Source organism: Arthrobacter sp. OV608 (assembly GCA_900110595.1).
Classification (GTDB): domain Bacteria; phylum Actinomycetota; class Actinomycetes; order Actinomycetales; family Micrococcaceae; genus Arthrobacter.
The window spans coordinates 23,477-39,538 of record FOEZ01000004.1; the positions used below are offsets into that span (position 1 = coordinate 23,477).

Below are 16,062 nucleotides of genomic sequence, written 5' to 3' on the forward strand. Positions count from 1 at the left end.
GCCCTCCAGTCTAATTGAACCGTCCAGCTACCATGGCCTCATGACACCACGGAAGCCTTTGGCGCTTCGTGCGCCGCTGACCGGGCCGCAGGTGCTGCGGCTGCTCGCCAACGCTGCCAACGGCAGCACCGTCCTGGGGCTCGCCGTGGCTGCGTTGGCACGGACGGATGTCAGCCGGGGCCCGCGCGGACTCATTATCGGCGCCGGCTACCGGTGGCGCGTGCCGTTTGCCGGAGCATTTGCTCTGGGCAACGTTATTTTGTGCCGATGCACGGCCGGTGATTTGCTGGCCCGCCCGGAGCTGCTCGCCCATGAAGAAAAGCACTGTTCCCAGTACGCCTGGTGCCTTGGCGCCCCATTCCTCCCGCTCTATTTCCTGGCTGCCGGGTGGTCGGTGCTGCGGACCGGCAATCCCGGAACGGGCAACTTCTTCGAACGGCATGCGGGTCTTGTTGCCGGCGGTTACCCCGTCCACGGGACACCGCCCCGAAGCTTCCGCCTGCCGGGGATGACACGCCCCTCCGGAACGGAGGCGTGAACCATGCCGGGCGAAGCCGCACATCCAACCGGGGCGACGAGCCGCGATGTGGCGGGCAACGCCGTCGGGCAGGCCAGTCATCAGTCCGACGGCGATGCTTCCGCCGGGACTGTCAGCGTCACCGGGACGGGCTCGGCCGAAGCTGCCCCTGACCTGATGGTGGTTTCCATCGGAGTGGAATGCCGTGCCGATTCCGTGGCCGCGGCGTGGCAGCGGGCAGGCAGCAGTTCCGACGCCGTGGCGTCAACGTTCCGCCGCCATGGCGTTGCCGGTGCGGACATCAGGACCACTGGGCTCAACGTCCGGGCAGACCTCGTGTGGCGGGAAGGCGAAGGCCAGTCTGTCACCGGATATGTCGCCGCCAGCAGCCTCACTGTCAGGTTGCGCACTCCCGCGTCCGCCTCGGCAGCGATTTCCGAGGCCGTGGAGGCCGGCGGGAACGACGTCCGGCTCAACGGCCTTGACCTGACGTTTGCGGACGACGCCGAGGTCCGGGCACGTGCCCGGGATGCCGCCTGGGAGGACGCGCTCCGTTCCGCCGGGCAGTTTGCCCGCCTCGCCTCTGCCCGGCTTGGCCCGGTTCTTTCCATCACGGACACGGTGGGACCGCAACCTCCAGCGCCCCTCCCCCGGATGCAGCGCGCCGCCTCGGTGGAAGCACTTGGCGTGGAAGCCGGCGAAACCGCGGTTAGCGTTGCCATCAGAGTCGTCTGGGAGCTCGACTACTAGTTCCGCGGGCTTTCCGGGCGGCCGGGGTGCTTGACTTAAGTTCGAACATACATTCGAATAGAGGTCATGAGATGGGATGCCCAAGCACTGATGCCGCCGCCGGCACAAGCAGCCGCGGGTAGTGCCGCTCCTGCCCTTCTTCCCCTGGCCGGGCTGGTGCGGTCGGTCACCACGCCGGAGTTCGCCGGTATCACTTTCCATGAGGTCACCGCCAAATCGGTGCTCAACAAGGTTCCGGCAGGCTCGCGCATGCCGTTCGAATGGACTATCAACCCTTACCGGGGGTGCAGCCACGCCTGCGTGTACTGCTTTGCCAGGAAAACGCACACCTACTTGGATTTCGACGCCGGGCGTGACTTCGACAGCCAGGTGGTGGTGAAAGTCAACGCGGCGGAGGTCCTCCGGAAGGAACTGGCCCGGCCGTCCTGGGGCCGCCATCAGGTAGCACTGGGCACCAACACCGATCCGTATCAGCGTGCCGAGGGGCGATACCAGCTGATGCCCGGGATCATTACCGCCCTGGCCGAATCCGGCACTCCGCTGTCCATCCTGACCAAAGGAACCTTGCTGGCCAGGGACATTCCGCTGCTGAAGAGCGCCGCCATCCAGGTGCCAGTGGGCCTGGGCATCTCACTCGCCATGACCAACGAAGCATTGCAGGAAGCCATCGAGCCGGGCACCCCCGGTCCCCGGGCGCGGCTCAAGCTGGTCTCCCGGCTGCGCGAGGCCGGTCTCCCCTGCGGAGTCATGGCCATGCCCATCCTGCCCTGGCTCACAGACAGTGACGAAGCCCTGGATTCCCTGTTTTCCTCCCTGGCCGCCGCGGGGGCCACCGGCGTGACTGCCGGCGCCCTCTATTTGAAGCCGGGCGGCACCAGGGAGTGGTTCATGAAGTGGATTGCAGCCCATCATCCCGGACTGGCAGGCCGCTATGGCCGGCTCTATGGCGCAGGCTCCTACGCCTCCAAGGAATACCGGGCCTGGCTTGGCGGCAGGATCCGCTATTTCAAGGCCCGTCACGGTTTCTCCGATTCTTCCGGCTTCAGCCACCGGGACCTGGACGATCCCCGCAACGAAGAAGCGGAGTACCCGGCAGGCATCATCCCGGCCCCAAAACCCACAACGGCACCGGCATCCCCGACACCCGCGACGCAGGCCACCCTGTTTTAGCGCTCCGGGCTGCTGTCAGCGCGTGCCCGCTGCCGGCACTTGGAGTGCTGCCAGCAGCTCCCTGACAATTGGGAAATCAGCCGGAATCCAGGGCAGGCCAAGGACTTCATCCTGGTCGGCCAAGGACACCCATCGAAGTTCGTCGTGGTCCTGAAGGGGCTGCGGCTCGCCTGCCAGGATCTCTGCGAACCAGACACGCATGCTGGCCCGCTCATTCAGCGGCCAGCCGGTGGGAGAGTCCGCGGCAAGCTCAGGGCCGAGGCGCACCCCGATCCCCAGCTCTTCGACCAGCTCCCGGCGGAGCGCCGACTCAGGCTCTTCACCCGGCTCAACTTTGCCTCCGGGGAACTCCCACAGGCCGGCCAGCTTCTCAGGAGCACTGCGGCGGGCCACGAGCAGCAGGGAAGGTTTCGCGAGGCGGTCCACTACAGCTCCGCCGACCACCTGTATCAGTCCAGTCACCGCCCCATTCTATGAGGGACAATGGGAAGGCCCGGGCACTCACTCCGCTTTCCCGGGAATACCTGCACCTTGCCGGGGGTTGTCCCGGTGGTCCAGGCCCTACCCAGCCCCACTGCCGTGGCTGAAGCCCCCTTGTATCCCAGCACCTCGAAAAGCAGGCACATGAGCAGCGTCATTCAGTCGCCCACGGCAACCAGCACCGCCTCCCCCAATATCGCCATGGCCATCATTGCGCTGGCCATGGGCGGGGTGGGGATCGGGGTCACAGAGTTCACCATGATGGGCCTGCTGAAGGAAGTGGAACAGGGCCTCACCATCAGCACCCCCGAAGCCGGGCACCTCATCTCCGCTTATGCGCTGGGTGTGGTGGTGGGCGCACCGCTGCTGGCCGCCGTCGGCGCTAAGCTTCCGCGCAAAAACCTGGCCCTCGGCCTGATGCTGTTCTTCACCGTCGCCAACCTGGCCTCTTTCCTGGCCCCCGATTACGGCTCCATGCTGGTTTCACGCTTCGCGGCCGGGCTGCCGCACGGTGCATTCTTTGGTGTTGCCGCGGTCATCGCCGCTTCGCTGGTGCCGCCCACCCGGCGTGGATGGGCGATTTCCATGGTGATGGCGGGGCTGAGCATTTCCAACGTTATCGGCGTCCCGGCGGCAACCTGGGTGGGACAAACCTACGGCTGGCGCCTGCTCTTCATCCTGGTAGGTGCGCTGGGAATGCTCACCCTGGTGCTGATCTGGCGGTTTGTTCCCTTCCAAAAGGCTCATCCGGACGCCAGCATCCGCCGTGAACTCGGGGCGCTGAAGCGGCTCCAGGTCTGGCTCGCCATCCTGATCGGCATCGTGGGCTTTGGCGGCTTCTTCGCCACTTACACATACATTTCCCACACCATGACCAACGTAGCCGGCCTCCCCTCGTCGATGATTCCACTGGTGGTTGCCTTGTACGGGCTGGGCATGGTGGCAGGCAACGTGGTGGGCGGCAGGATTGCGGACAAATCCGTGATGGGAACTCTCTACAGTGTGCTGCCGGCCATCGCCGTGGCCCTGGTGGTGTATGCCATCGCCGCCCATTGGCCTTGGTCAGCCCTGGTGATGGTGTTTGTGGTGGGCGCTGCCGGGTCCATGCTGATACCGGCGCTGCAGACCCGGCTCCTGGACGCCTCCCCGGACGCCCCGTCGCTGGCTTCGTCCCTGAACCACGCAGCCCTGAACGTCGCGAACGCGCTCGGAGCGTTCCTGGGCGGCCTGGTCATCGCCTGGGGTTGGGGCTATGTTGCCCCCGCACTGGTGGGAGCGTGCCTGGCCGTATTGGGCCTCGGCGTTGCCGTTGCCAGTGGCATGCTGGAACGCAAAAAACCGCTGGCCGCCTCCTGAAAAGGCGGCCAGCGGCCGGCTAGCATCGTGATGTTTCTGACGGGCAGTTGTCAGGGCCTTGGTGCCGCGGCGGCAGGCTGATGGCCGGCACCTGGGGCATCTGAACGGTGCAGGTCAGGCTCCAGGTAGATCACCCGTGCGATAGGCACTGCTGTCCGGATGCGTGACTCTGCGCTGTCGATTTCCTTGGCGATCTCCTCGCCGGTCGCGTTGCGGTTAATGGCGATTTTGGCCGCCACCAGCAGTTCCTCCGGTCCCAGGTGCAGCGTCTTGAGGTGGATGATCCGGCTGCCGTCGGCCTCGATGGCCTGTGCAATCCGCTCCAAGTCATCCCGGGAAGCCGATTCGCCCAGGAGCAGGGACTTCGTCTCCAACGCCAGAATCACGGCAATCGCAACGAGCAGCAGGCCAATCATGGCCGTGCCTGCGGCGTCCCAGAGTCCGTTGCCGGTAACAAGAGTCATGCTGACGCCGATAAGCGCGAACACCAGGCCCAGGAGCGCACCCAGGTCCTCAAGCAGGATGACTGGCAGCTCAGGCTGTTTGGCACTGCGCACAAACTTGGCCCAGGACTGCTGTCCGCGTAGATGGTTCGATTCCTTGATGGCAGTCCGGAACGAGAACGATTCGGCAATGATCGCCCCCACCAGCACCGCCAGGGGAACCCACCAGAAGTCGCCCTCGATGGCGTGCGGGTGCTGAAACTTCTCCCACGCCTCATACAGGGCAAAGAGGCCGCCCACGCTGAACAGCACAATGGAAACGATGAAGGCGTAGATATACCGCTCCCGGCCATAACCGAACGGGTGTTCCGGGCTGGCCGCCCGTTGTGCCTTCTTGCCTCCCACCAGCAGGAGGATCTGGTTGCCGGAGTCCGCCACGGAGTGGATGGCTTCGGCGAGCATCGAGGACGAGCGCGTCAGGAAGTACGCAACAAACTTCAGGAGGGCGATGGTCAGGTTGGCAGCCAGAGCCGCAATAATCGCCTTTGTACCGCCACTTGCAGCCAAGGGGCTTCACCTCTTTTACGGTTTTTGGAACACTACGGAATTTGCGGACCCGGACCCCGGCTCCGCCCATAGTTACCGTACCCGCCCCAACAGCCGGCATGCACCCGCGACAGGCCCTAAGCCTGCTGACAAGCACGGGACCCTATGTTAGCTTGAAGCTCATCGGGAGGGTTTATCCCGGTCACAATAAGGAGGAGACATGGGTTTTCTTGCTTGGATTATTCTCGGCCTCATCGTGGGGGCCATCGTTAAAGCCGTAATGCCCGGCAGGGTAGGCGGCGGTTGGGTCACCAGCCTGGTTCTGGGCGTGGTAGGCGCAATAGTAGGCGGCTGGATCGGCAGCCTGCTCTTCAATAAGGGCGATCTGGCCTTCTTCGATCTCGGCACTTGGATTCTCGCCATCGTAGGCGGCCTGGTGGTCGCCGGCATCTACGGTGCCATTACCGGACGCGGCAAGGCAACACGCGCGCCCTGAGTTCCCAGTAAATCTTCATTCTCCACCCAAGCGTGGGCTCCGGTAATCCGGGGCCCACGCTGCCGTTAAGGCCGCACTTTAGTTACCCCGGCAATGCTGCCGGGAGGTGCTGGGAGCGGGCACTGGCATAGAGGCAGACTGTGGCGGCCGTGCCGAGGTTGAGGCTTTCCGCCGCCCCGTACACAGGCACAGCCACACGGTGGTCGGCCAGGTCGAGTTCGGCCTGGGACAGCCCTTGCGCCTCGTTGCCGAACAGCCAGGCCGTGGGTTTTTCCAGGTCATAGGCTGACCGGGTACTGTCCCCCGTCAGCCGGCGCCGGGCGTTTTCGTCCTGCAGCGCGTCAAGATTGAGGGAACCATAGCCGTCCGCAGCCAGGATGCCGATCCCCCGGGCCCGGCACGCCTCGGCCAGTTCAGCTACATCGGCACTCAGCACCACGGGCAGGTGGAACAGGGAACCGGCGGTGGACCGGACCGCCTTGGGGTTGTAGATGTCCACGCTGGAGCCGGTGAGGATTACTGCATCTGCTCCCGCTGAGTCAGCCGCCCGCAGAACCGTTCCGGCATTCCCCGGATCGCGGACCTGGCAAAGAACGGCAATAAGCCGCGGGCCGGCGTCGAGCACTTCCTCAAGCGCAACGTCGACGAACCGGCAGACGGCAATGATGCCCTGGGGGTTGACTGTGTCCGCCATGGCGGCCAGGACGTCGTCGGTAGCCAACCGGGCATTGGTGCCCTCGGCAAGTTCCTCGAATTCAGGAAACCGGTCCAGGCAGGCGGCACTGGCAAAAACCTCGGTGACAACGCCCGGGGCCCCGTCAGTGAGGCGCTGCTGGTGCAGCTTCAACGCTTCGCGGACCGCCTGCGGGCCTTCCGCCAGGAACTGTCCGCGCTTTAAACGGGCCGGGCGCCCTGCAAGTTTTGCCACATCCCGCACTCGATCTGCTCGGGGGTTGGAGAGTGGTAAATCCTGCGGGCGCCCGGTGTCGTTCATACAGAAAACTTTAGTGGCTAGGGCCACCAGTTCCTGAACTGTCCCGTTGCGGGTGCAGCGTTGCTAGGCAACTACCTTCCTGGCGGAGGTGTCGGCGGGCAGCGAGTCCTTGGCAACCTGGACCAGTGCGGCGAACGCGTTGGCGTCGGAGACAGCCAGTTCGGCCAGCATGCGGCGGTCAACCTCGACCTCAGCGGCCTTCAGGCCCTGGATCAGGCGGTTGTAGGTGAGGCCGTTGGCGCGGGATGCAGCGTTGATGCGCTGGATCCACAGGCGGCGGAAGTCGCCCTTCTTCTTCTTGCGGTCGCCGTAGCTGTACACAAACGAGTGCAGCAGCTGCTCTTTGGCCTTGCGGTACAGGCGTGAACGCTGTCCACGGTAGCCCTTTGCGCGTTCAAGGATAACCCGGCGCTTCTTGTGGGCGTTGACCGCCCTCTTCACACGTGCCACGTGCGTACTCCTTCGAAATTCTGATCCCAAGCATCTACTGCCGGATGTCCGGCGGCCTGAGAAGGCTTTTTGGCAGGTGACTTACACCAGGTGGTGGTCAGTCAAGAACTTGGAAATTAGATGCCGAGCATCTTCCGGATGACCTTGGCGTCGCCCTTGAAGACGATCTTGTCGCCGGCGAGGCGGCGGGTCAGCCTGGAGGACTTGTGCTCGAGGTAGTGGCGGCGGTTGGCCTGCTGGCGGCGCAGCTTGCCGCTGCCGGTCAGCTTGAAGCGCTTCTTAGCACCACTGTGGGTCTTCATCTTCGGCATGGGAACCGATCTCCTTACGTGTCCGCAGGCGAGGCCTGCAGTTCTATCGCGCAGCTGCCCCAGGGGGCGGCGTGCTGGTTGCTGACTACCGAAGGGCGACCCCCGGCAGCTGTGAACTAAGTGGTCTTCTTACCAGCCGGCTTCGGCACTGCCTTGGGGGCAGGGCGGGCAGCGGGCTTGGGTGCAGCGGGCCTGGCCACCGGCTTCGGCGGAGCAGGAACGGCTGCGGGCTTCGGCGCCGCCGCTGCCGGCTTGGCAGCTTCGGGCTTCTCCGCAGCAGGCTGGGGCGCCGGTGCAGCTGCCTTGGGAGCCTCCTGCTTGGGAGCCTCCTGCTTGGGAGCTTCCTGCTTCGGCGCTGCGGCCTTGGGAGCCTCCTGCTTCGGAGCAGCGGCCCTGGGGGCCTCCTGCTTCGGAGCTTCGGCCTTGGGAGCCTCAGCCTTGGGAGCTTCGGCTGCCTTGGCCGGGGCTTCTTCAGCAACAGGCTCGACGGCGGGAGCTGCTTCCTGTGCCGGAGCTTCCGGGGCTGCTTCCGGTTCCGTCGAGACGGTGAAACCCTCGGGCAGCAGGTCCGCGAGGGACTGCGTCAGGGGGGCCTGGTCGTCGCCGGAAACGTCGACACGGCCGGAGGCCTTGGCTTCGTTCTGTGCTTTTGCTTCAGCCCGCTGCGTTGCACGGCGTGCTTCGGCCTTGGCTTCTGCCTTGTTCTTCAGCGGGCCGACCACCATAACCATGTTGCGGCCGTCGATGCGGGGGCTGGATTCCACCACACCAACCTCAGCAACGTCATCGGCGAAACGCTGGAGCAGGCGGATGCCCATTTCCGGACGCTGCTGTTCGCGGCCGCGGAACTGGATCATGGCCTTGACCTTGTCCCCGGCGCCGAGGAAGCGCAGTGCGTGCCCGCGCTTGGTCTCGTAGTCGTGGGTGTCGATCTTCAGGCGGAAACGGATCTCCTTCAGAACAGTGTTCGTCTGGTTCTTCCGTGCTTCACGTGCCTTGACCGCGGCCTCGTACTTGTACTTGCCGAAGTCCATCAGCTTGCACACCGGAGGCTTCGCCTGAGGTGCAACTTCAACGAGATCAAGGTCGGACTCGGCGGCCAGACGCAGGGCATCCTCAATACGGACGATTCCTACCTGTTCACCTGCAGGGCCGACCAGCCGCACCTCGGGGACGCGGATACGCTCATTGATTCTTGGCTCGCTAATGTTAAAGCTCCTGTGTTGTTGTGGGATCCCGGCAAATAGAGAAGGCCCCCAATTGCCGGAGCAATCGAAGGCCTCGAGGACTGGTTGCGCGTCCCATATGGCACGCCTTGTTCGATGCCGACGTGCGCCGGAACCAAACCAACCAGGTACCCGGCAACCTTGCATTCCATCAAACTTGCGGAACAGCGGCTAACGCGGGTGGGAGAGAACTCCGCTTGCAAACTGCATGCCATTCTACAGAAAAAAATTCCCTGCAACGCTGGCGCTGCTGGGAACCTTTGATCGTTTCGCGAACGATCCCTGAAATAACGACATCCAGTCGGTCTGTGTCAAGCTTACCAGTATGAGCACCCCAGACAGTAATTCATACGTTTTCGAGCCTGCCGCGGATGGGGCCGGTGCCGCCGCCGACGTTTCGCAGCAGATCCGCGATATTTCCGAAGTGCCGGCCATTGAGGTCATCACCACCGCCGCCGTCCACCTGATGAGCGCCGCCGCCGTCAAGCTTGGCCTGGCCGCCGAAGAGAACGCACAGGAGCTCAAGGACCTGGACGAGGCCCGCAAACTGATCACCGCGCTGGCCGGCCTGGTCACCGCCGCAGCCCCTGAGATTGGTTCCCAGCACGCCGGACCGTTGCGTGACGGCCTGCGGTCCCTCCAGCTGGCCTTCCGCGAAGAGTCGCTGATCCCCGACGCCCCGGGCAAGGGCCCGGGCGAGAAATACACCGGCGCAGTCAACTAACGCCGCACCAGCCAACACTGACGACGGCGGGCCGACCTCACGGGGAAGGCCCGCCGTCGCGCTTTAACTCTTCCTGCCCCTCCCCATGCCGTGATTTTGCTTCTACGGCGCCGCTGGAGGGCCAGTCCCACGAGGCACAGCGCGACGCCCGCGGCGCCCACCGAGACGAAACCTCCGGACGGGCCCACCTGGTCGATGAAGACCCCCGCCAACGGCGCGCCCAGCGCCACACCAGCTGTGAGGGCGGAGCCGTACCAGCCCATGGCCTCGCCCCGCCGCTCCTCGTCCACGAGGTCCGCCACCTTCTCGGATGCGGAGGAGAGTACCGGTGCGCAGAGGAGCCCCGGCAGGATCGAAACGAGGGCGAGGGTCCAGGTGTCGTGGGCGAAGCCCATCGGGATGGTCAGGGCCGCCATCCCCAGGAGCAGGACGATAGGCGGGACAGGCCGGTGCATGGCGCCGTAGATAAGTCCGCCCACTACTGAGGCCGCGCACCAGAACAGGAAAACGATGCCGATTTCGGCCTGGTGTCCGCCGGTTTCGAGCGCTGCAACGATTCCCACGTCGGTGCCGCTAAGGACCATACCCGCTCCGGCGGCAACGGCGAAGAGCGCTGCAACAGTGGCGGTGAACCACGTGAAGTTGCCTGCCACCTTCGCCCTGAGGCCCGCGCTGCGGGCAGTGTGGGCAGCGGCCGGGGCAAGGTCCGCGGCGGCTTCCTGCAGGTGGGCGGGAGCGGTGGAGACGACGGCGGCCTCCGCCGCGCGCTGCTGGTCCGCCTCGCAGTCGCCCGCGGTCGAAGCGCTGCGGGTGGGCGGGTTGAACCACATCAGGAACAGGCCGGCCAGGGACGTGGAAACGCCCACGATTGTCAGGCCAGCAATGCTGAAGCCGCTGGTGGCGACGATAGCTCCGGCGGCGGGACCGATCATGAACACCACTTCGGTGGTGATCGCATCGAGGGCGAAGGCAGTACGTCGCTGGTCGCCGTCGGCCAGCACGCCCAAGGACTGCCGTACCACGCTGAAAATGGGCAGTGTGAGCAGTCCGCCCACAAAGACCAGCGGCAGGAGCCACTCGTAGGGCACATGCGGTACGACGGACCAGATCACGGTCTCGGACACCACCGACGGGATGAGTGCCTTGCGCAGGCCCACCGTATCCACCCGGCGGCCCCGCCAGGGCGCACCGAGGGCGATGCCGATGGTCATCACAGCGGCCGCCGTACCCGCGGCGGCGTATCCCTGGCCCAGAGTGAGGACGATGTGCAGGGTCAGCAGCACACCGGCAGCCGAGTGCGGAATGCGGGCGATCATGCCCACGAGGAGCAGCCGCCGGATGGGCCGCACGGCGAGCAACTCCCGGTAGAGAGCGAAATTCACGAAAGAATCCTTCGGTCTGCCGCAGCCGGCCGGGGATCCCCCTCCTCGCCGCAGCTAGTTTTCAGCGCGCCGCAGTTTTACCTCGATTGAGTCGACCCGCTCACCAAACAATACATTCCGGGACCACTGGGCCTGGAGTCCTGCCACCAGTTCCTGCACCGCCGCGGCGTCCAGGCCGTCCTCCAGGTACAGGACCACCTGCAGCTCGGGACCGGCGCCTCCGCCGGAAAGGACGGACCCGTCGGCTGTACGCGAAGCTACTCCCCTGCCCGGCAGGAGCTCCAGGCTCCGCACGGCGGGGAAGCCGGCCGCAGCCTCCCGCATCTGGCGTGCAAGGACCTGATCTGTGTAGGAAGGGATCCAGTCCTGCTGCTGGGCCAAGGCCCACAGGGCCGGGCGCCGGACCACAAAGGTGACGGTCGAGCCCGGGTCAAGGACCAGCAGTTCGGCACCTTCCGCCACGGCCGAAAGGGCCGCGCGGGCGGCGTAGACCGCTACCGGCCGCGCCTCCGGGTGCCACGCGCTGAGTGCCTCGGCGGATGTGAACGCCGGCATGGCGGTCCGGCCGTCGGCGGCTTTGAGGGTCACCAGGGCCATGTCCGCCTGTTTGTCGGCGTGCAGGCCGTCCTGGCCTTCGGCTTCTTCGGCAAGCTGGGCAACGATCGGGATAAAAACCCGGGCGGTTGCGAGGGAGGCAACGACAGCTGCCTCGTCCCCCTGTCCCGCCTGCAGGGCCGCAAGTGCGGCCACGTAGCCGGTGTCGGCCAGTCCGTCGTCGTCCTCAAAATTGTGGATTTTGGCATCGTCCCCGGCCAGGCTCCGGCCCGCCCAGGGCTGGCCGGCCGAGTCGGTGGCACCTCCGGCGCCGGCCAGAGCCGCGGCGATGTGGCCCGGGAGGTGGCGCTGTGCAGGGGTGCCGGATCCGGGTTCGGTGCTGGACATGGCGTGGCTGCTCGTTGCTTCCGGCAGGCTAGCGGCGGCCGGCGACGTCGAGGGCTTCGGGCAGGGTGAAGGCACCGGCGTACAAGGCCTTGCCCACAATCGCTCCTTCAACCCCCAGCGGCACCAGGGAACGCAGGACCTTAAGATCGTCCAGGCTGGAAATACCGCCGGAGGCCACCACAGGCTTGCCGGTCCTTTCGACCATTTGGCGGAGCAGTTCCACGTTGGGTCCCTGCAGGGTCCCGTCCTTGGTCACGTCGGTGACCACGTAGCGCGAGCACCCAGCCTCCTCAAGCCGGCCGAGCACGTCCCAGAGGTCCCCGCCTTCCTTCGTCCAGCCGCGGCCGGCCAAGGTGGTTCCGCGGACATCGAGGCCGACGGCGATCTTGTCACCGAAGCGTTCGATGGCCCGCTGGGTCCATTCAGGGTTTTCCAGTGCTGCTGTACCAAGGTTGACGCGCGCCACGCCCAGGTCAAGGGCGGCTTCGAGTGATGCGTCATCGCGGAGGCCGCCGGAGAGTTCCACCTTGATGTCCAGCCTGCCCACTACTTCGCGCAGCAGCTCCGCGTTGGAGCCGCGGCCGAAGGCGGCGTCCAGGTCCACCAGATGGACCCACTCCGCGCCCTGCTGTTGCCAGTTCAGTGCCGCTTCCAGCGGGGTTCCGTAGCTTGTTTCACTGCCGGCTTCGCCCTGGACCAGCCGGACGGCCTGGCCGTTGACGACGTCGACGGCGGGCAGCAGTTCAAGGACCGGCAGGTCGGTAGCGGTGTTCATCAAAAATCCTCGAAAGTTGGGGGAACGGGTCAGGGTCTGGCTAGCTGGCCGGCAGCGTCAGCAGATAGGCGGCCAGCAGTGCCATGCCCGCCAGGACGTAGAAGGAAACCTGGGTCCAGAGCGGTTTGTGCTGCTGCCGGAACGAGATGCCGCCGCCAATGAGCAGGCCGGCGAGGCCCATCAGCAGGACAGACCACACTAGGCGCCGCCGCCGGCGGTCTCTTCGGCATCCGGCGCCGGGTCGCCTGAGTCCGCGGCGGTTGCGTCCGTGCTGCTTGCGCCTGCCTTGCCTGCCTCAGCCGGCCGGCGCAGGGCGTCCACCCAGTTGCGCAGGAGCTGCGCACCGGCGTCGCCGGACTTTTCCGGGTGGAACTGGGTGGCGCAGAGCGGGCCATTCTCGACGGCGGCGATGAACGGGGCGCCATGCTCGGACCAGGTGACCAGGGGCGGGGCCATCCGCGGCTGGATGATATCGAAGTTCCATTCCTGCACCCCATAGGAGTGCACGAAGTAGAACCGCTCGTTTTCGACGCCGGCAAAGAGCTTTGAGCCCTCCGGCACCTTGACTGTGTTCCAGCCCATGTGGGGTACAACATCTGCGGGAAGGAGTTCCACTTTGCCGGGCCATTCGCCGATGCCTTCGGCTTCGGTGCCGTGTTCCACACCGGCTTCGAACAGCACCTGGAGGCCTACGCAGATGCCCAGGACCGGGCGGCCTCCGGCGACGCGGCGGCCGATGAGGCGGATGCCGTCCACAGCCTTGAGCTCACGCATCACGGTTTCAAAAGCGCCGACGCCGGGAACCACCAGCCCGTCAGCGTTCAGGACATCCTCGGGCTTGGAGCTGAGGATTACCTCGGCGCCCGCGCGCTCCAGGGCACGGACTGCAGAGCGAACGTTTCCCGAACCGTAGTCCAGCACCGTGACGGTGGGCTTCCCCTCGGGGGACGGCAGCTTCTGTGAAGCTGCCGGATCGATGATGGCGCCGTCGCGCAGGACCTGGCCGCTCACAGCGCACCCTTGGTGGAGGGAATGCCTTCGACGCGGGGATCGGATTCAACGGCAGCGCGGAGGGCGCGGGCGAAGGCCTTGAACTGGGCTTCGACGATGTGGTGCGGATCCCTGCCGGCGATCACGTTCATGTGGAGGCAGATCCCGGCGTGCAGGGTGATGGCTTCAAAGACGTGGCGTGTCAGCGAGCCGGTGAAGTGCCCGCCGATCAGGTGGTATTCCTGGCCTGCGGGTTCGCCTCCGTGCACCAGGTACGGGCGGCCGGAGACATCGACGACGGCGTGGGCCAGCGCTTCATCCAGGGGCACGGTGGCTTCACCGAAGCGGCGGATTCCCGCTTTGTTGCCCAGGGCGGTGCGCAGTACTTCACCAAAGGTGATGGCAACGTCCTCCACGGTGTGGTGGACGTCGATGTGGGTGTCGCCGGTGGCCTTGACCGTGAGGTCGATGAGCGAGTGCTTGCAGAGCGCGGTGAGCATGTGGTCGTAGAACGGCACCGAGGTGTCGATGTCCGAGATGCCGGTACCGTCGAGGTTGATCTCCACGAGCACGGAGGACTCGCTGGTGGCACGCTCCATGCGCGCCGTCCTGGCCGCAGTGGATCCGATGGAACTCATGGTCAAGTGTCCTTTGGGAAGAAGGAGTGGTTCAGGGCGCCCAGCGCCAATACTTCCAGTCTAGGCGGGAAGCTTCGACTGGCCGGCAAGGATGCTTTCCAGCGACGTAAGGAAGGCTGTGGTTTCGGCCTTCGTGCCCGCGGTGACGCGAAGGTGGCCCGGGATCCCTACGTCGCGGATCAGCACGCCTGCCTCGAGCAATTCCTGCCAGACCTGGTGCGGGTTCTCGAGCCCGCCAAAGAAAACGTAGTTGGAGTCCGAGGCGGCGGGCTTCAGGCCCATCCTGGTCAGCTCCACCACGATCCTGTCGCGCTGTTCTTTGATGTCCTCAACGTCCGCCATCAGGGCCTCGCGGTGCTGAAGGGCTGCCAGCGCGGTGGCCTGGGTGATGGCGGACAGGTGGTACGGCAGCCGGACCAGGCGCAGGGCATCGGTGACTTCGGGGGCCGCGGCCATGTAGCCGAGGCGCGCCCCGGCAAGGGCAAATGCCTTGCTCATGGTGCGCGAGACAATCAGCCGTTCGCGGCCTGGCAGGAGGGTGAGAGCGCTGGGCGTTCCGTCATGGGCGAACTCATGGTACGCCTCGTCCACAATGACAATCGTCTGGCTGGCTTCGCCGGCCTCGTACACCGCCTCCACCACGTCGAGCCCAAGGCCGGTTCCAGTGGGGTTGTTTGGAGAGCAAAGGAAAACAATATTGGGTTGCAGTTCCTTGACCTGCAGGGCGGCCGATTCCGCGCTGAGGCCGTAGCCCTCCGCCCGGTCACCCACGATGTATTCGGTGTCCGTGCCGCTGGCCAGCAGCGGGTACATGGAGTACGTGGGCGGGAAGCCCAGTGCCGTGCGGCCGGGTCCACCGAAAGCCTGGAGGATCTGCTGGAGAACCTCGTTGGAGCCGTTGGCCGCCCAGACGTTCGACTCATCCAGCCCGTGTCCCAAGTACTCCGCCAGGGCCTTGCGCAGCTCGGTAAATTCCCGGTCCGGGTAGCGGTTCAGGCCTGCGGCAGCTTCCGTTACTGCGGCGCTGATGGCTGCGCGGACGTCCGCGGGAACGCCATGGGTGTTCTCGTTGACATTGAGGAGGATGGGGACATCCAGCTGGGGCGCACCGTAAGGGGTCAACCCACGAAGGTTGTTGCGGAGGGGAAGCCGGTTCAGGCGCTCTAGCTGGTCATTCACCTGAACAGTTTAGTGCCCGTGCAGGAGACCGGAAAATGTGACGGTGCCCTGTTCGCGCTCAGCGTGCAGCTAGCGCGTGGGCACGTAGAGCTGCTGCCCGGGGTGCACCGCTCCGGCGCTCAGGTTGTTGAGCTGCACGATGTCCGCCACCACATCCCGCGCATCCCGCTCCGGGTCAACGGTTCCGGCAATAGCCCACAGCGACTGGCCCGGCTGCACGGTGACGGTGACCGTGGGGGTAATGGAAAGGTCTGCGGCGGAATCCGAGGCCTTGGCCGGCGAGTTGAAGAAGCCTGCCAGGGAGAGCAGCAGAGCCGCCAGCAGCACCAGGGGGATGCCGATCAGAACCACCTTCCCGCGGCGGGTGAGCCGCAGCGGCGGCTGGGTCGCGGGACGATCCGGCTGCCGGCGGACCGGCTGCGACATCAGTTGATGCACCGAAAGAAGCTGCGGACGTGAACCCTGTGAAGCAGATGTAGCTGACATGAACTGAGCCCTCCTGGACCTGACCGTGCTGCCCGATGTCCTTCCCAGCTGCCCCCGATGCGGCCGGAACTGATCCGGATCTTCGAATGACTCCAAGCGGAGTAGAACAAACGTTCGAACTTTGCTTTCTCTGTTTTAGCACTTATCAACGAATAATGTCGAGACTCGCTAGAACAAATGTTTGAAAATGCCATGTGGCTGGCCTAG

General features: G+C 65.4%; 20 protein-coding genes. 6 read left to right on the top strand and 14 right to left on the bottom strand.

The features are described 5' to 3' along the window. Positions 1 to 40: 40 nt before the first annotated feature. The 3 genes from BMX78_RS06670 to BMX78_RS06680 all read left to right on the top strand — a co-directional run bounded on the left by BMX78_RS06670 (position 41) and on the right by BMX78_RS06680 (position 2,437). Positions 41 to 538, top strand: a complete 498-nt coding sequence (locus BMX78_RS06670; protein WP_286138827.1) for a hypothetical protein — start codon at positions 41 to 43, stop codon at positions 536 to 538. A gap of 3 nt (positions 539 to 541) precedes the next feature. Next, positions 542 to 1,267, top strand: coding sequence for an SIMPL domain-containing protein (locus tag BMX78_RS06675; protein ID WP_091418032.1), 726 nt, complete (start codon positions 542 to 544; stop codon positions 1,265 to 1,267). A gap of 66 nt (positions 1,268 to 1,333) precedes the next feature. After that, the gene (locus tag BMX78_RS06680) at positions 1,334 to 2,437 is read left to right on the top strand and encodes an Rv2578c family radical SAM protein (protein ID WP_091418034.1); all 1,104 of its coding nucleotides are present in this window, start codon (positions 1,334 to 1,336) and stop codon (positions 2,435 to 2,437) included. 15 nt (positions 2,438 to 2,452) lie between these two features. Here BMX78_RS06680 and BMX78_RS06685 read toward each other — a convergent pair whose 3' ends face one another. Next, positions 2,453 to 2,899, bottom strand: a complete 447-nt coding sequence (locus BMX78_RS06685) for a (deoxy)nucleoside triphosphate pyrophosphohydrolase (RefSeq protein ID WP_091418037.1) — start codon at positions 2,897 to 2,899, stop codon at positions 2,453 to 2,455. Between the two features lie 162 nt (positions 2,900 to 3,061). Between BMX78_RS06685 and BMX78_RS06690 the strand changes: the two genes are divergently transcribed. Beyond that, positions 3,062 to 4,273: an MFS transporter gene (locus BMX78_RS06690; protein ID WP_091418040.1), complete on the top strand. Its 1,212-nt coding sequence runs from the start codon at positions 3,062 to 3,064 to the stop codon at positions 4,271 to 4,273. A 50-nt stretch (positions 4,274 to 4,323) separates the two neighbouring features. On the opposite strand, the gene BMX78_RS06695 is transcribed toward BMX78_RS06690, so the two are convergent. Continuing rightward, on the bottom strand, positions 4,324 to 5,283 hold the full coding sequence (locus BMX78_RS06695) for a cation diffusion facilitator family transporter (RefSeq protein WP_091418041.1): 960 nt from the start codon (positions 5,281 to 5,283) through the stop codon (positions 4,324 to 4,326). A gap of 199 nt (positions 5,284 to 5,482) precedes the next feature. On the opposite strand from BMX78_RS06695, the gene BMX78_RS06700 reads away from it, so the two are divergent. Next, positions 5,483 to 5,758: a GlsB/YeaQ/YmgE family stress response membrane protein gene (locus BMX78_RS06700; protein WP_066274925.1), complete on the top strand. Its 276-nt coding sequence runs from the start codon at positions 5,483 to 5,485 to the stop codon at positions 5,756 to 5,758. 82 nt (positions 5,759 to 5,840) lie between these two features. On the opposite strand, the gene BMX78_RS06705 is transcribed toward BMX78_RS06700, so the two are convergent. The 4 genes from BMX78_RS06705 to infC all read right to left on the bottom strand — a co-directional run bounded on the left by BMX78_RS06705 (position 5,841) and on the right by infC (position 8,679). Continuing rightward, positions 5,841 to 6,752: a TrmH family RNA methyltransferase gene (locus BMX78_RS06705; protein WP_091418044.1), complete on the bottom strand. Its 912-nt coding sequence runs from the start codon at positions 6,750 to 6,752 to the stop codon at positions 5,841 to 5,843. 63 nt (positions 6,753 to 6,815) lie between these two features. Beyond that, complete coding sequence (gene rplT / locus BMX78_RS06710; protein WP_091418046.1) at positions 6,816 to 7,202, bottom strand: 50S ribosomal protein L20; 387 nt, start codon at positions 7,200 to 7,202, stop codon at positions 6,816 to 6,818. 116 nt (positions 7,203 to 7,318) lie between these two features. Next, entirely contained in the window at positions 7,319 to 7,513 is a 195-nt protein-coding gene (gene rpmI, locus BMX78_RS06715; RefSeq protein ID WP_009358635.1) for a 50S ribosomal protein L35, read from the bottom strand. Between the two features lie 116 nt (positions 7,514 to 7,629). Continuing rightward, positions 7,630 to 8,679, bottom strand: coding sequence for a translation initiation factor IF-3 (gene infC / locus BMX78_RS06720; protein WP_502686275.1), 1,050 nt, complete (start codon positions 8,677 to 8,679; stop codon positions 7,630 to 7,632). A 385-nt stretch (positions 8,680 to 9,064) separates the two neighbouring features. On the opposite strand from infC, the gene BMX78_RS06725 reads away from it, so the two are divergent. Beyond that, complete coding sequence (locus BMX78_RS06725) at positions 9,065 to 9,463, top strand: DUF1844 domain-containing protein (protein ID WP_091418049.1); 399 nt, start codon at positions 9,065 to 9,067, stop codon at positions 9,461 to 9,463. Here the strand turns inward: BMX78_RS06725 and BMX78_RS06730 are convergent. The 8 genes from BMX78_RS06730 to BMX78_RS06760 form a co-directional block, all read right to left on the bottom strand. Continuing rightward, on the bottom strand, positions 9,460 to 10,845 hold the full coding sequence (locus BMX78_RS06730) for an MFS transporter (protein ID WP_091418052.1): 1,386 nt from the start codon (positions 10,843 to 10,845) through the stop codon (positions 9,460 to 9,462). The two genes, BMX78_RS06725 and BMX78_RS06730, sit on opposite strands and share 4 nt — an antisense overlap. A 54-nt stretch (positions 10,846 to 10,899) precedes the next feature. Next, on the bottom strand, positions 10,900 to 11,787 hold the full coding sequence (locus tag BMX78_RS06735) for an SseB family protein (protein WP_091418053.1): 888 nt from the start codon (positions 11,785 to 11,787) through the stop codon (positions 10,900 to 10,902). 28 nt (positions 11,788 to 11,815) lie between these two features. After that, on the bottom strand, positions 11,816 to 12,562 hold the full coding sequence (gene priA / locus BMX78_RS06740) for a bifunctional 1-(5-phosphoribosyl)-5-((5-phosphoribosylamino)methylideneamino)imidazole-4-carboxamide isomerase/phosphoribosylanthranilate isomerase PriA (protein ID WP_091418056.1): 747 nt from the start codon (positions 12,560 to 12,562) through the stop codon (positions 11,816 to 11,818). Between the two features lie 40 nt (positions 12,563 to 12,602). Beyond that, entirely contained in the window at positions 12,603 to 12,761 is a 159-nt protein-coding gene (locus tag BMX78_RS23035; RefSeq protein WP_170850719.1) for a CG2302 family histidine operon protein, read from the bottom strand. After that, positions 12,761 to 13,573, bottom strand: a complete 813-nt coding sequence (hisH, locus tag BMX78_RS06745) for an imidazole glycerol phosphate synthase subunit HisH (protein WP_091418059.1) — start codon at positions 13,571 to 13,573, stop codon at positions 12,761 to 12,763. Before hisH ends, BMX78_RS23035 begins: the two co-directional genes overlap by 1 nt. After that, complete coding sequence (gene hisB, locus BMX78_RS06750; RefSeq protein ID WP_091418061.1) at positions 13,570 to 14,190, bottom strand: imidazoleglycerol-phosphate dehydratase HisB; 621 nt, start codon at positions 14,188 to 14,190, stop codon at positions 13,570 to 13,572. Before hisB ends, hisH begins: the two co-directional genes overlap by 4 nt. A 60-nt stretch (positions 14,191 to 14,250) precedes the next feature. Next, entirely contained in the window at positions 14,251 to 15,369 is a 1,119-nt protein-coding gene (locus BMX78_RS06755; protein ID WP_091418063.1) for a histidinol-phosphate transaminase, read from the bottom strand. Positions 15,370 to 15,438: 69 nt separating this feature from the next. Beyond that, positions 15,439 to 15,795, bottom strand: coding sequence for a LysM peptidoglycan-binding domain-containing protein (locus BMX78_RS06760; RefSeq protein ID WP_286138852.1), 357 nt, complete (start codon positions 15,793 to 15,795; stop codon positions 15,439 to 15,441). Positions 15,796 to 16,062 lie beyond the last annotated feature (267 nt).